We start from the raw sequence: 12,958 nt of genomic DNA on the forward strand, positions 1-12,958 counted from the left end.
ACGGGCGACGGGGTCATCCCTGTGGTCCCCAGCCGTCAGGGCATGGCGAGAGCTCGCTCGACCAGGGCCATGCCGGGGAGTGAGGGCACGCTGATCCGGACGGTGCCGGGGGCGCCGAGGGCGCTGCCCGGCCGTACCGAGACGCCGTGCTCAGCGAGTCGGGCGACGAGGTGGTCCTCGTCCCTGGCCCTGACGAGGACGAAATTGGCCTGTGAGGGTACGACGTCGTAGCCGGCGGATGTGAACAGGTCGGCCAGTGCGGCACGGTGCTGCATCGTGTGCCGTCGTACGGCCTGGTAATGCGAGTGGTCGTCGAGGGCCGCGCAGGCCGCGGCCTGGGCCAGGCCACCGACGGAGAACGGGGCGCGGACGGTTCGCAGTGTGTCGATGATCGCCGGGTCCGCCACGAGATAGCCGACGCGCAGGCCGGCGAGACCGTGCACCTTGGAGAAGGTACGCAGTACGGCTGCCTTGCCCTGACGGGCGAGCGGGATGGCACTCGTGGCGGCCGGGTCGTCGGTGAAGTCGATATACGCCTCGTCGACCACGACGAGGCGGCTCTGCGCGCGTGCGACGAACGATTCGATCGCCTGCAGTCCCAGCGTCGTCCCGGTGGGATTGTGCGGGTTGACCACATAGGCGATGTCGGCCGCCACGTCGGCCATGGCCGGCAGGTCGTGGGTCCAGTTCCGCAGCGGGATCCTGGTGAGACGCGCGTCGACCACCTGGCTGCTGATCTCGTCCACGCGGTAGGCCGGATCGGCGCACACGGCCTGCCCGCCGTGAGCCAGGTAGGCCCAGGCCAACAGGAATATCAACTCGTCGGATCCATTGCCGACGAGAATGTGCTCAACGCTGACCTCGTGCAACTCGGCCAGCCGCTGCCGGAGATCCGTCGCCAGCGGGTCCGGATACTGATGGGCTCCGGTCACCGCTTCGGCCACCGCCGCTGCCACCCTGGGGCTGGCCCCGAGAGGCGACTCGTTGGAGGCCATCGATCCTGCTGCGGTCAGTGCCTGACGGCCGGGCCGGTAGGGGGTGATCCCGTCCAGCCAGGGCCTCGCGCGGATCACCGCTGCACTCCGCCCAGTTTGGCGGTCAGGCGAGCCGCGGATTTCCGTACGGCCTCTGTTGCCGTGTCCACTTCGGGGAAGCCTCCCTTGAGATAACTGATTCCGACAGCGCCCCTGGGACCCGCCGGGTCGAAGACCGGAGCAGCGATGCACTGCACACCGGAGGCGACCTGTCCGTCGTCGGTGGCGTGACCGTGTTCCCTGACCCGTAGCAGCTCTTCTCGCAGGCAGCCCGGGTCCTCGGCCCCCGTGCTGTGCACGTGCTCCGCCACGTCTTCAGGACGGAGCCAGGCAAGACAGCACTTGCCGACCGCGGTCAGGTGGGAGGGCAGGCGCGCGCCCAACGAACTGGCCAGTTGTATCCCCGCGTTGACCGGGTCCTGTTTGCAGAGGTACACGGCCTCGGTACCGTCCAGGACCGCGTAGTGCGCCGTGATGTCCAACGCGCGGCTCAGTTCGACCAGTTCGGACGAGATCACCCCACTGACCCCGGCGATGCGCAGATGCGCGGCTCCGACCTCGAACGCCTTCAGGCCGACGGTGTATCCCACGGGCTCGCATACGTCGATGAACCGCTCCTGTGTGAGATCGCGCAGGATGCCGTGCGCCGTGCTCTTGGGGATCTCAAGCTCTTCGGCGATCTGCTTCAGCGTGACCGGTTTGTCCGCATGCGCGACCAGGGTCAGAATCCGCAGGGCCCGGGTGACCGATGTACTCGCCACAGGACTCCGTTCGTATATACGAATGCAAATCGGTTATATGAATAACAGGACCTTAGGGCGACAGCCGTATCGGCGTCAATGCATACAGAAGCGCGGGCTCGCCAGAGCGAGCCGCAGGCACAGGGACGCATCAGCGCCGTGACAGGGGGACTGCCGCGACGGACAGCCGGCGGCTCGACCGGGCGACGGGTGCCCAGCGCGGGCGCACCCATGGCAACTGGGCCTGGCGCTCACCCCGGTGGTCATGGACCTGAGCGGCCGGGTCAGGGGCTGGTGCGATGCATACTGACGGCGTAGCCACCGCCGTCGTAGGCGTCGGCGTCCCAGGTGGCAAAGCGGTCGACGAGGGTGAGGCCCGCCGCAGTGCAACTCGCGTCGTACTCCGGCAGCGTGATGCCGGGCGGCACGGGCAGGTGGGCGGCGTCCAGGCCGAAGCCCGCGACCAGCAGCCCGCCCGGACGCAAAGCCCCGGCCAGGCGCTTGACCACCGCGGCCTCAGTACCGGCGGCCAGCAGTGGGAAGACATTGCCGGCAGCGAGGACCAGGTCGAAGTCCGCCGCGATGCCGAGCAGGGCCGGATCGAACTCGGCGAGATCGGCCCGGAACCACGGCAGCTCCGGCGCGTGAGTCCGCGCCACGTCCAGCATCGAGTCGTCGAGGTCAATCCCGACGCAGTCGTACCCCAGCTCCGCCAACCGGATCGCGACCCGTCCGGTACCGCACCCGGCGTCAAGCACCCGCGCCCCGGCGGGCACCAGGGCCGCACAGAAGCGCGCCTCACCATGCACATCCTTGCCGTTGCGGACCAGCGCGGCGAAGCGCGCGGCGTACTCGTGCCCGGATGTGCCACCGGTCAGTTCCTGCCAACGACTCATGAGATCGACTATAGGCCGCCCTCCAGCTCCCGGTGCCTTCCCTCCTCCTCGCGCTGCTGCCAGGTCGGGCCGGAGCGTTGCGTGGCGGGGTCGATGCCGGCTGCGTGGAGGATCTCCCAGACTGTGGACGGGGCGATCGGGTAGCCGAGGCGGGCGGGTTCGCCCTGTATCCGGCGGTGGCCCCAGGTGCTGTTCTCTCGGGTCAATGTGCCGACAGCCGTCTGCACCACGTCTCGTTCTGGCGATTACTGCGTGACCTGTGCGTGCCGGTCGCGTTCATCGGCAGTGCAAAAGATCACCACGTGTGGCCGCTGGATCTGGTGTGCTCCGGGGACCGGCATTCTCGGTAGCGTGACCATCTGCTGCATGGAGTGTCCACGTGCCCGGCTGATCCGTGCGACGGCTTCCGACGGAGAGTGATGAGGCGGCAATGAGTGAACTGACGAAGCCCGAGGTCGACGTTCCGGAGGGTGACGCTCCTACCGAGCTGACCATCCGGGACCTGGTCGTCGGGGACGGGGCTGAGGTGAAGCCGGGCATGGTGGTCAGGGTCCACTATGTCGGGGTGACCTTCGAGTCCGGGAAGGAGTTCGATGCCTCCTGGGACCGGGGCCAGCCGTTCAAGTTCGCCCTGGGCAGTGGCAAGGTCATCAAGGGCTGGGACCGGGGGGTGAGGGGGATGAAGGTCGGCGGTCGGCGCGAGATCATCGTTCCCCCGCGTCTCGGCTACGGCAATCAGTCGCCCTCGCCGTTGATCCCGCCGGGCTCGACCCTGGTCTTCGTGGTGGACCTGCTGGACTCGTATTCCAGCACAACCGGGTGGAGCAGCGCCTGGTGACCTTGGCCGCTCCTCCCCCACGACGTGCTGCGTCGTACCCCGGGGTTGCCGCTCCCATGCTCCTCACTGCCGCTCCTGCTTCCGCCTCCGCAGCGTCCGAACGGTTCCGCCGCGCTCTGGGGCGGACCACAGGCGTCGTGCTGATCGGCTTCGGCCTCGCGGTCGCGACCGCCTCCGTCTGAGCTCGGACCGGGGTTTTCCCCACCCCGTACCGGACTGCAGGAGCCGAGCACGATGCGCTGGGAAGCACTCCTGGTGGCCGCCACTGGTCTCCGGCTCGGCGCCGGCATCGCCTGGACCACGCTCATTCCCCTCGCCCGCGGCCTCACCGGTGCCGCACCTCAAATCTCCGCCGGCGCGGCGGTCGCCTTGGTGGCCGGCACGGTCTTCCTCGGCCTGGCTGCCACCGGTCTGCCCACGCGTGCGCTGCTCCGCCGCCACCCCACGGAAGCGGCGGCAGGACGGCAGTGGCCGTTTACGTGCGCCCCGGGGCATTCGCGGTGCTCCGGGCCGGGTTCGTCGGCGCGTATGAACAGGCGGCCACGGATTCGTCGGCATGGACCAACAGCGGTGCCTGATCCCCCTCCTAGGGTCGCACTGGAGACCAGCAGGTGCTCCAGTGCGTCCTCGACGAGGAGACGAAAGCGTGCAGACACTTTTGCGTGGCGGCCGTGTCATTGATCCGGGAACAGGGTTCGACGGCATCGCCGACCTACTCGTGTCCGACGGCGTGGTCAGAGCTGTGGCCGCGGGGCTCGACGTGCCACCGGGATGCGAGGTCGTCGACGTCACGGGGTTGGTCGTCGGTCCGGGGTTCCTCGACCTGCACAGCCACGTGCACTCCGTCGCGGGGCAGCGGCTGCAGGCCATGGACGGTGTGACGACGGCCCTCGACCTGGAGTCGGGCCTCATGCCCATCGGGCGTGCGTACGCCGAGGCCGCCGCGGACGGACGCCCGCTGCACTACGGCTTTTCCGCCTCGTGGGGCGGCGCCCGGGCCCAGGTGCTCGCCGGTATTCAGCCCGACGCACAGATCGGGAGCGGCCTCGCGGTGCTGGGAAACCCCGCATGGCAGCGCTCCTCCACCGATCGTGAACTCGCCGAATGGCTGGCCCTGATCGAGGGTGAACTGGCCGCAGGAGCGCTCGGTATCGGAGTCCTCCTCGGGTACGCGCCGCACAGTGATCCGGCCGAGTTCCTCGCCGTCGCCCGGCTCGCCGCGAAGGCCGGTGTGCCGACGTACACCCACGTCCGTGAGCTGGTCGAAGTGGATCCCGGCACTCCGGCGGACGGCTCCGAGGAGATCGTCATCGCCGCGGCCGAGACCGGCGCCGCGATGCACCACTGCCACGTCAACAGCACGTCGGGCCACCACATCGACCGGGTACTCGGCGCGTTGGACGGCTCACGGCGGTCGGGATCCCGGGTGACGGTCGAGGCCTACCCCTACGGGGCGGGCAGCACCGCGATCGGCGCGGCCTTCCTCGACGCCGAACGCCTGCGGATGAAGGGCCTGTCCCCGTCGAGCGTCGTGATGCTCGAATCGGGCGAACGCATCGCCGACGAGGGGCGCCTGCGGCAGTTGCGCAACACTGACCCCGGGGCGCCCTGCATTCTGGAGTTCCTCGACGAGGGCAACTCGTGCGATCTCGCGATGCTGCACCAGGCGCTGGCCTTCCCGGACGCGATCGTCGCCAGTGACGCGATGCCGGTCTACTGGCCCGATGGCAGCAACGACAGCACCGAGTGGCCGCTGCCGCCCGGGGGAACGACGCACCCACGCACCGCGGGAACGTTCACCAAGACGCTGCGCGTGATGGTGCGGGAGAGCGGCGCCTGGGACTGGCCGGAGGCGTTCCGGCGCTGTGCCCACCTGCCGGCGCGCGTCCTCGACGACGTGGCGCCGGGCGCGCGGGGGAAGGGACACCTCGGCGTCGGCGCGGACGCCGACATCGTCGTCCTCGACCCGGTGACGATCACCGATTGCGCCACCTACTTCGACTCCACGCGGCCGTCCGTGGGCGTGCGGCACCTGTTCGTCGGTGGTGTGCCGGTGGTCAGTGCGGGGGAGCTTCAAGTCGACGCGCTCGCCGGACAGCCGCTGCGAGGTGAGCCGCGATGAAGGCGACGCGTTCCGAAGTGACGGTGGAGGCGCTCCTCGCCGACATCGAGACCCTGGTGCGGTGCGAGTCGCCGTCCTCCGATCACGAAGCCGTCGCCCGCAGCGCAGACGTCGTGGCGGCGCTGGGGCGCAGGCTGCTGGACGCGGAACCGGACCGCGTGGTGATCGACGGGTGTACGCATCTGAGGTGGCGCTTCGGCGAGGCGCCGCGTGTGCTGCTGCTCGGGCACCACGACACCGTGTGGCCCGCCGGATCGCTGGAGACGCACCCGTACTCCGTCCTGGACGGAGTGCTGCGCGGGCCGGGCTGCTTCGACATGAAGGCGGGCGTCGTGATGGCGCTGCACGCCGCCGCGGCCGCCGGGAACCGCTCGGGTCTTTCGGTCCTCGTCACCGGCGACGAGGAGATCGGCTCCCCGTCGTCGCGGCGCCTGATCGAGGATGAGGCTCGCGGCTGCGAAGCGGTCTTCGTGCTGGAGGCGTCGGCCGACGGCGGAGCGCTCAAGTGCCGCCGCAAGGGCGTCTCCCTGTACCGGATCGACGTGGACGGCCGGGCCGCGCACGCCGGGCTCGAACCGGAGAAGGGTGTGAACGCCGGAGTGGAGGTGGCGCACCAGATCCTCGCCGTCGCCGCACTCGCCGACGCCGAACGGGGTACGACCGTCGTGCCGACGGCCCTGTCCGCCGGTACCACGACCAACACCGTTCCCGCGCGTGCCGGCGTGGCGGTCGACGTACGTGTGTGGGACGAAGCGGAACAGCGGCGGGTCGATCAGGCCGTGCGGGACCTGAGGCCCGTACTCGACGGCTCGCGGATCCGGATCTCGGGTGGCATCAACCGCCCGCCGCTGCAGGCGGACGCGTCCTCGGGGCTGTTCGACCTCGCCGCGACGCTCGCTGCCGAACTCGGTCTGGGAAATCTCACCGCCGCCGCTGTCGGCGGTGCCTCGGACGGGAACTTCACCGCAGGCCTTGGGGTCCCCACCCTCGACGGCCTCGGTGCCGTGGGCGGCGGTGCACACGCCGACGACGAACATGTCGTCGTCGCCGAACTGCCGCGGCGCACTGCCCTGTTGACCGCCCTGATCGACGCTGTGTCGGCGAAATGAGCTCCGTGCGCCACGCCGAACGCGGCGGACAACCCTGGCGCGGCACCACCGTGGCCCGCCAGGCAAGCCCGGAAAGGACAGTCCCGTGACCGATCTTGCGACACATGAGTCAGCTCTGGTTTCCCCGGCTGTGAGTGCAGCCGCGCTGGCCGCCGCGACCGCTGCGGCCGCCGCCTCACGTGTGGAAATCCGGGATCTGACCGAGGTGTCCGACCTGACCGAGGTCTGCCGGCTCTTCGCCTCGATCTGGCAGCCGGGCGCCGGTGCCCAACCGGTGACGACCGAGCTGCTGCGGGCGATGGCCGCGGCGGGGAACTATGTCGCGGGGGCGTATGAAGGGGACGAGCTCCTGGGAGCCTGCCTCGGCTTCTTCGGTAGCCCGGCCAAGGCGAGCCTGCACAGTCACATCGCCGGGGTCGCGCCGCGAGGCCTCGGCCGGGGGATCGGGTTCGCCCTCAAACTGCACCAGCGCGCCTGGGCGTTGCGCCAGCACGTCTCGCTGATCACCTGGACGTTCGATCCCCTGGTCCGGCGGAACGCGCACTTCAACCTGGCCAAGCTCGGCGCCGGTCCGGCGCGCTACCTGCCCGACTTCTACGGGCCGATGCGGGACGGCATCAACGGCGCCGGTGACACCGACCGGCTGATGGTCCGTTGGGACCTGTCAGGCCCGGTGGCCTCCGCCGCCTCGCTCGGTGAGCCCGCCCGGGTCGATGCCGCCGCGCTGCGGGAGCACGGTGCGGAAGCCGCCCTGTCCGTCGCACCTGACGGGGGCCCGCTGACCGCAGTGGCCGACGGGCCGGTCGTCCTGGTCGGTGTGCCGCCGGACATCGAGACACTCCGGCGCACGGACCCGGGCCGGGGCCAGGCGTGGCGCGTCGCGCTGCGGGAGGTGTTGGGAGGCCTGATGGCGGAGGAAGCCAGGGTCGTCGGATTCGATCGTGCCGGATGGTACGTGGTCTCAAGGGAGAAGCCGTCATGAAGCCCAGTGGTGTGGAACTTCTGCGTGTGCAGATGCCGTTGGTGGCACCGTTCCGGACGTCATTCGGTACGCAGGACGTACGGGAACTGCTGCTCGTACGCGTCGTGACGCCGAACGGCGAGGGCTGGGGCGAGTGCGTCACCATGGGAGGGCCGCTCTACTCCTCGGAATACGTCGACGGTGCCGAACACGTGCTGCGGAACTTCCTGGTCCCGGCCCTGCTGGAGGCGGGCGAGGGCACCGCGAGCCGGGTCGCGCCCCTTCTGGCCAGGTTCAAGGGTCACCGGATGGCGAAGGCCGCGCTCGAAATGGCCGTGCTCGACGCCGAACTGCGAGCACACGACCTGTCCTTCGCCGCCGCGCTCGGGTCCGCACGGGACTCCGTTCCGTGCGGGGTCTCGGTCGGCATCATGGACTCCGTCCCCCAGCTCCTTGATGTGGTGGGCGGCTATCTCGACGCCGGCTATGTGCGGATCAAGCTGAAGATCGAACCCGGTTGGGACGTCGAGCCGGTGCGAGCGGTGAGGGAGCGTTTCGGCGACGACGTGCTGCTGCAGGTCGACGCCAACACGGCGTACACCCTGTCCGACGTGTCCCAGCTCGCCCGTCTGGATCCCTTCGAGCTCCTCCTCATCGAGCAGCCCCTGGACGAGGAGGACCTCCTGGGCCACGCCGAGCTGTCCCGTCGCATCCGCACGCCGGTCTGCCTCGACGAGTCGATCGTGTCCGCCCGCTCCGCTGCCGACGCGATCACGCTCGGCGCCTGCCGCATCGTGAACATCAAGCCCGGCCGGGTCGGCGGGTACCTTGAGGCGCGGCGGGTGCACGATGTCTGCGCCGCCCATGGGATCCCCGTGTGGTGCGGTGGCATGATCGAGACCGGGCTCGGCCGGGCGGCCAACGTCGCGCTCGCCTCGCTGCCCGGGTTCACCCTGCCCGGAGACACCTCGGCGTCGGACCGGTTCTACCGGACCGACATCACCGAACCGTTCGTCTTGAAGGACGGACACCTGCCGGTGCCCCAGGGGCCGGGCCTCGGTGTCACGCCGATTCCCGACCTGCTGGCGGAGGTCACGACCTCGAAGGTGTGGCTCGGTTCGTAGCACGCGACGAATTCGCCGTGAAATCCGGTCGGATCGGACCACCGGGTTCCGGTGCGCCCGGAGTTACCTTTGGGCGGTGCTGACACCGACGTCTGGCAAGCCACACACAAGCCTGGCGCGCGTCCTCGACGACCTCGGGGACGTGCTGCTGGAGTCGATCGCCGGCGGCGGGAGCACGCGCCGGCAACTGAGCGGCGTAGTCATCCACGACCCGCTCGACGAGGCGCAGTTCCCGGCGCGGGCAGTCGTCCTGGGTGTGGGCGTCCACGAACCGGACGACGTGGTCCGCCTCCTGTACGACCTCGGCAGCAAGGGCGCGGCAGCGCTCGTCGTCCGGTCACCGTTCACCGCGACCGTGGAGATCCGGCGGGCCGCCGACGAGTCCGGCGTCGCCCTGCTCGGACTCACCCGGGGAGCCTCCTGGGCGCAGGTCGCCGCCATGCTCCGCACCCTGCTCGTCGAGGGAGACATCGGCGACATCTCACCGCAGACGCTGGGCGGCATGCCGTCGGGCGACCTGTTCGCGCTGGCCAACGCCGTGGCCGCGCTCCTGGACGCGCCGGTCACCATCGAGGACCGCAGCTCACGCGTGCTCGCCTTCTCCGGCCGCCAGGACGAGGCGGACCAGTCCCGCGTGGAGACGATCCTGGGGCGCCAGGTGCCGGAACGGTTCACCCTGGGCCTGGCGCGCAACGGCGTCTTCGAGCGACTTCATCGCGGCCATGCGCCCGTGTACGTCGATCCGCTCCACGACGAGTCGATGACCGTTCCCCGGGTGGCGCTCGCTGTGCGGGCCGGCGACGAGATCCTCGGCTCGATCTGGGCCGCGGTGCCCGGGCCCCTGTCCAAGGAGCGGACGCAGGCGCTGATCGACGCCGGAAAGCTCGTCGCGCTCCACATGTTGCGCCTGCGCGCGGGCGCCGATGTCGAACGCAGGCTGCGCGCCGATCTGGTGAGCACCGCGCTGGAAGGCGGCACCGGGGCACCGGAGGCGATTGCGCGGCTCGGGCTCGTGGGACAGCCCGCGATCGTGCTCGCCCTGGGGCTGTTCGGCGGATCGGAAGCCGATCCGTCGACGGAGGACGGTCTGCGCCGGGTCGCGGACCGCCAGCGCGTCGCCGATGCGCTGGCCATGCATCTGAGCGCGGTCCAGGCGCGCTCGGCCGTGGCGCTGGTGGGCGACGTGGCCTACGGCATCGTGCCGATGCCGGGGAGCCAGACGGACTGCCGGGAGCGGTCGGTCCGCGTCGCGTCGACCTTCCTTGAGCGCACCGGGCAGCGCGTGGACGCGGCGATCGGCATCGGGCCGCCCGCTCCCGACGGCTCCGTGCTCAGCCGCTCGCGTGACGGCGCGGACCGCGCGCTGCGGGTGCTGCTCGCCAACGGGGGCGCCCGGCGCGTGGCCACGGCGGAGGAGGTCCACGTCGACGCACTCATGCTGGACCTCGCCGATCTGGCCGCCGCGCGCGGGGACGTGGCGACCGGGCCCGTCGCCCGCCTGCTCGACTACGACGCCCGGCACCAGTCGCAGCTCGTCCACACGCTCTCGTGCTGGCTGGACGCCTTCGGCGACGTCGCCGCCGCTTCCGCCGCGGCGTACGTGCACCCCAACACCTTCCGGTACCGGCTGCGACGGGTCGCGGAGGTCGGTGAGATCAATCTGGACGACCCCGGCGAGCGGTTCGCGGCGATGCTGCAACTCCGGCTCCACCCTGCTCGCCACCACGAGTAGAAGCCGGAGGCCGCACCAGGACGACGTTCGTCCGCACCGCCCGAACACCACCTGAAGGTTTGTGGAACTCCACGAACCCGCTGCGTCACCTGATGTCCAGGATGGGCCATCAACCCCGACGCTACGGTACGGAGGTAGCCATGACGGCGGTGATCACCGAGGACACCTGGACGCCGAAGCGGGTCAACCGTACGGCAACGATCACGATGGTGGTCATGCTGTGCGCCTGGTCGGTCGACTACATCGACCGTTTCTCGATCAGCATGGCTCTGCCGTCGATCGGAGAGGAGTTCCAACTCGGCAGGACGGCACAGGGCTCGCTCGTCACCGTCTTCGCGCTGGTCTACATGATCTGCCAGATACCCGCCGGTTTCCTGGCCGATCGGTACGGCTCCCGCGGACCCATGCTGATCACGCTCGTGCTGTGGTCGCTGTTCACCGCGCTGACCGGGATGGCCGGCACATTCGGTCTGCTCCTGCTGTTCCGCGGTCTGTTCGGTGCCTGTCAGGGCGCTTTCCCGGCAGCGTCGTTCAAAGCCATAGCGGAACGGACGACACCGGCGAGACGGGGGACCGCCACGAGCGTGATGCTGTCCGCCAGCGGGATCGCCGGCCTCGCGCCCCTGCTCGTCGCCCCGCTGCTGACGGGCATCGGCTGGCGGCACACCTTCCTCTGGATGGCGGGTTGCGGCGCGGCCATCGGCATCGGGTTGTGGGCGCTTCTGCCCAAGGCACTGCCGGACCGGCTGAGCCGGCTTCCGCAGACGACGGCGACGACGCCCGCAGTCTCGCGCGCACAAGTACTCAGGTCCCCGGCGGTGTGGAAGTTCGCGGTGCTGTTCTGCGCGATGAACATGCTCAGCTACGGCCTGGTCACCTGGGTGCCCAGCTATCTGCTAGAGGCCAGACACCTGTCGCTGAACGAGACCGGGGTGCTGTCGGCGATCCCGAGTCTGGTGGGCTTCGCGACGACCATCTTCGGCGGCTGGCTGTTCGACCGGTACTTCCATGACAAGGCCAGGTGGTACCTGGTGTCCATCGCGACGGTGACCGCGGTCCTGCTCGTTCTGATGGTGTCGGCGGGCAGCGCGGCGACGTTCACTCTCTACGAGACCTTGGCCGTCGGAGTGTTCGGGATGGCGACGATGTGCGTCTTCGGCCTTCCGCTGCGGGTGCTTCCCACGGCGGTGGCCGGCCTCGGCTCCGGAATGACGAACTTCGGCGGCCAGGTCGCCGGCGTGATCGCGCCGCTGGCGATGGGCTGGCTGGCGGACGCGTTCTCCTACACCGCCGCGTTCGGATTCCTGATCTGCACCACGCTGCTCACCGCGGTGATCGCGTTCTGGGTCCCGCAGCGAGCCGAACAGTTCAGCTTCCCGCCGGCCGGAACCAAGGAGTCTGCCGGCACCAAGTAGTCGACCGGTGTACCGGGAAACAGATCCCGTCCGGACAGAAATCCACCCCGCCAGAGAGAAGGGACCCCATGGTCACCGAATCGGAACTGGTCGAGACAATCACCGGGCGGGCGGCGGAAGCCGGCGTCCAGGTATGGCTGCACGCGGCCGATCTGGACAGCCCGCGACACGTGGGCATCGACGCCGACGAGCCGGTGGTCACCGCGTCCGTGTTCAAGGTTCCCGTAGCAGTGGAACTTGCCCGGCAGGCGGCCGACGGTGAACTCGACCTCGCCGAGCGGATCACGGTGCCACCGGGACATCCGACCGCCAGTCCGTACGGCCTCGCGACGTTCCGCCACGACGTCACGATGTCCTGGTACGACCTCGCCGTCCTGATGATCGGCATCAGCGACAACGTCGCCACGGACCTGATCCTCGGGAAGGTGGGAAAGGCCGCGGTCGCCGGGACGCTGCGCCGGCTCGACCTCCCGCACACGGCCGTCCCCCACGACTGTGGGGACCTGTTGCGCACGATCGGCGAGGACCTCGGGATCGACTACCAGGACGACGAACGGATCCTGGCCGCGATGCCGGCCGAACAACTGGCCAAGCTGCGCGCGTTGACACCCGAAGAGACCTGCCGGACCACCGCCGCGGAGAGCACCCGCCTGCTGGGCCTGATCTGGCGTGACGAAGCGGCACCCGCGACGGCGTGCGCCGACGTCCGGCGCTGGCTGGAACTGCAGGTGTGGCCGCACCGGCTGCGCTCCGGCTTCGCGGACGACGACGTCAGGATCAGCGGCAAGACCGGCACGCTGCCCTCGCTGCGCAACGAGATCGGCGTGGTGGAGTACCCGGACGGTGGCCGGTACGCGGTCGGCGTCTTCACCAGGGCCGTCGACGCCCGTTCGAGAGTTCCCGAGCGTGACGCCTTCATCGGTTTCGCCGCCGCCCGGGCGGTGGACTGGCTCAGGCGGTAACCCATAGCGGCGGCCGGGCGTTTCG

The 12,958-nt window shown here is 70.0% G+C and carries 12 protein-coding genes and 1 pseudogene; 9 read left to right on the top strand and 4 right to left on the bottom strand.

Annotation, left to right across the window (positions count from 1 at the left end):
- Window positions 1-35 precede the first annotated feature (35 nt).
- The 4 genes and pseudogenes from hisC to OG385_RS00960 form a co-directional block, all read right to left on the bottom strand.
- Window positions 36-1,073, bottom strand: coding sequence for a histidinol-phosphate transaminase (gene hisC / locus OG385_RS00945; protein ID WP_266850902.1), 1,038 nt, complete (start codon window positions 1,071-1,073; stop codon window positions 36-38).
- Complete coding sequence (locus OG385_RS00950; RefSeq protein ID WP_266850904.1) at window positions 1,070-1,795, bottom strand: IclR family transcriptional regulator; 726 nt, start codon at window positions 1,793-1,795, stop codon at window positions 1,070-1,072. The genes hisC and OG385_RS00950 overlap by 4 nt, the downstream gene beginning before the upstream one ends.
- Window positions 1,796-2,058: 263 nt before the next feature.
- Complete coding sequence (locus OG385_RS00955; RefSeq protein WP_266850906.1) at window positions 2,059-2,670, bottom strand: bifunctional 2-polyprenyl-6-hydroxyphenol methylase/3-demethylubiquinol 3-O-methyltransferase UbiG; 612 nt, start codon at window positions 2,668-2,670, stop codon at window positions 2,059-2,061.
- A 53-nt stretch (window positions 2,671-2,723) separates the two neighbouring features.
- Window positions 2,724-2,876 (bottom strand): annotated as a pseudogene (locus tag OG385_RS00960) (integrase); the annotation flags it as partial.
- Between the two features lie 224 nt (window positions 2,877-3,100).
- Between OG385_RS00960 and OG385_RS00965 the strand changes: the two are divergent.
- From OG385_RS00965 to OG385_RS01005, 9 genes are all read left to right on the top strand, one after another.
- Entirely contained in the window at window positions 3,101-3,508 is a 408-nt protein-coding gene (locus OG385_RS00965; protein WP_116507018.1) for an FKBP-type peptidyl-prolyl cis-trans isomerase, read from the top strand.
- A gap of 56 nt (window positions 3,509-3,564) precedes the next feature.
- Entirely contained in the window at window positions 3,565-3,690 is a 126-nt protein-coding gene (locus OG385_RS00970) for a hypothetical protein (RefSeq protein ID WP_266850908.1), read from the top strand.
- A 464-nt stretch (window positions 3,691-4,154) separates the two neighbouring features.
- The gene (locus OG385_RS00975; protein ID WP_266850910.1) at window positions 4,155-5,630 is read left to right on the top strand and encodes an amidohydrolase family protein; all 1,476 of its coding nucleotides are present in this window, start codon (window positions 4,155-4,157) and stop codon (window positions 5,628-5,630) included.
- On the top strand, window positions 5,627-6,739 hold the full coding sequence (locus OG385_RS00980; RefSeq protein WP_266850912.1) for a M20 family metallopeptidase: 1,113 nt from the start codon (window positions 5,627-5,629) through the stop codon (window positions 6,737-6,739). Before OG385_RS00975 ends, OG385_RS00980 begins: the two co-directional genes overlap by 4 nt.
- A gap of 85 nt (window positions 6,740-6,824) precedes the next feature.
- Window positions 6,825-7,721 carry a GNAT family N-acetyltransferase gene (locus OG385_RS00985; RefSeq protein ID WP_266850914.1) on the top strand — a complete coding sequence of 299 codons (897 nt, stop codon included), beginning with the start codon at window positions 6,825-6,827 and terminating at the stop codon, window positions 7,719-7,721.
- Entirely contained in the window at window positions 7,718-8,824 is a 1,107-nt protein-coding gene (gene menC / locus OG385_RS00990; protein ID WP_266850915.1) for an o-succinylbenzoate synthase, read from the top strand. Before OG385_RS00985 ends, menC begins: the two co-directional genes overlap by 4 nt.
- A gap of 76 nt (window positions 8,825-8,900) precedes the next feature.
- Window positions 8,901-10,556: a CdaR family transcriptional regulator gene (locus OG385_RS00995; protein ID WP_266850917.1), complete on the top strand. Its 1,656-nt coding sequence runs from the start codon at window positions 8,901-8,903 to the stop codon at window positions 10,554-10,556.
- Window positions 10,557-10,696: 140 nt separating this feature from the next.
- Window positions 10,697-11,971 carry an MFS transporter gene (locus OG385_RS01000; RefSeq protein WP_266850919.1) on the top strand — a complete coding sequence of 425 codons (1,275 nt, stop codon included), beginning with the start codon at window positions 10,697-10,699 and terminating at the stop codon, window positions 11,969-11,971.
- A 68-nt stretch (window positions 11,972-12,039) separates the two neighbouring features.
- The gene (locus tag OG385_RS01005) at window positions 12,040-12,933 is read left to right on the top strand and encodes a serine hydrolase (protein WP_266850921.1); all 894 of its coding nucleotides are present in this window, start codon (window positions 12,040-12,042) and stop codon (window positions 12,931-12,933) included.
- Window positions 12,934-12,958: the final 25 nt, after the last annotated feature.

Source organism: Streptomyces sp. NBC_01306 (genome assembly GCF_026340465.1).
GTDB lineage: Bacteria > Actinomycetota > Actinomycetes > Streptomycetales > Streptomycetaceae > Streptomyces.

Bases quoted from the DNA above. Each gene is read 5' to 3' on its own strand.
- OG385_RS00955 (WP_266850906.1), bottom strand. From the start codon at position 2,670: ATGAGTCGTTGGCAGGAACTGACCGGTGGCACATCCGGGCACGAGTAC.
- OG385_RS00965 (WP_116507018.1), top strand. From the start codon at position 3,101: ATGAGTGAACTGACGAAGCCCGAGGTCGACGTTCCGGAGGGTGACGCT.
- OG385_RS00970 (WP_266850908.1), top strand. From the start codon at position 3,565: ATGCTCCTCACTGCCGCTCCTGCTTCCGCCTCCGCAGCGTCCGAACGG.
- OG385_RS00980 (WP_266850912.1), top strand. From the start codon at position 5,627: ATGAAGGCGACGCGTTCCGAAGTGACGGTGGAGGCGCTCCTCGCCGAC.
- menC (WP_266850915.1), top strand. From the start codon at position 7,718: ATGAAGCCCAGTGGTGTGGAACTTCTGCGTGTGCAGATGCCGTTGGTG.
- OG385_RS01000 (WP_266850919.1), top strand. From the start codon at position 10,697: ATGACGGCGGTGATCACCGAGGACACCTGGACGCCGAAGCGGGTCAAC.
- OG385_RS01005 (WP_266850921.1), top strand. From the start codon at position 12,040: ATGGTCACCGAATCGGAACTGGTCGAGACAATCACCGGGCGGGCGGCG.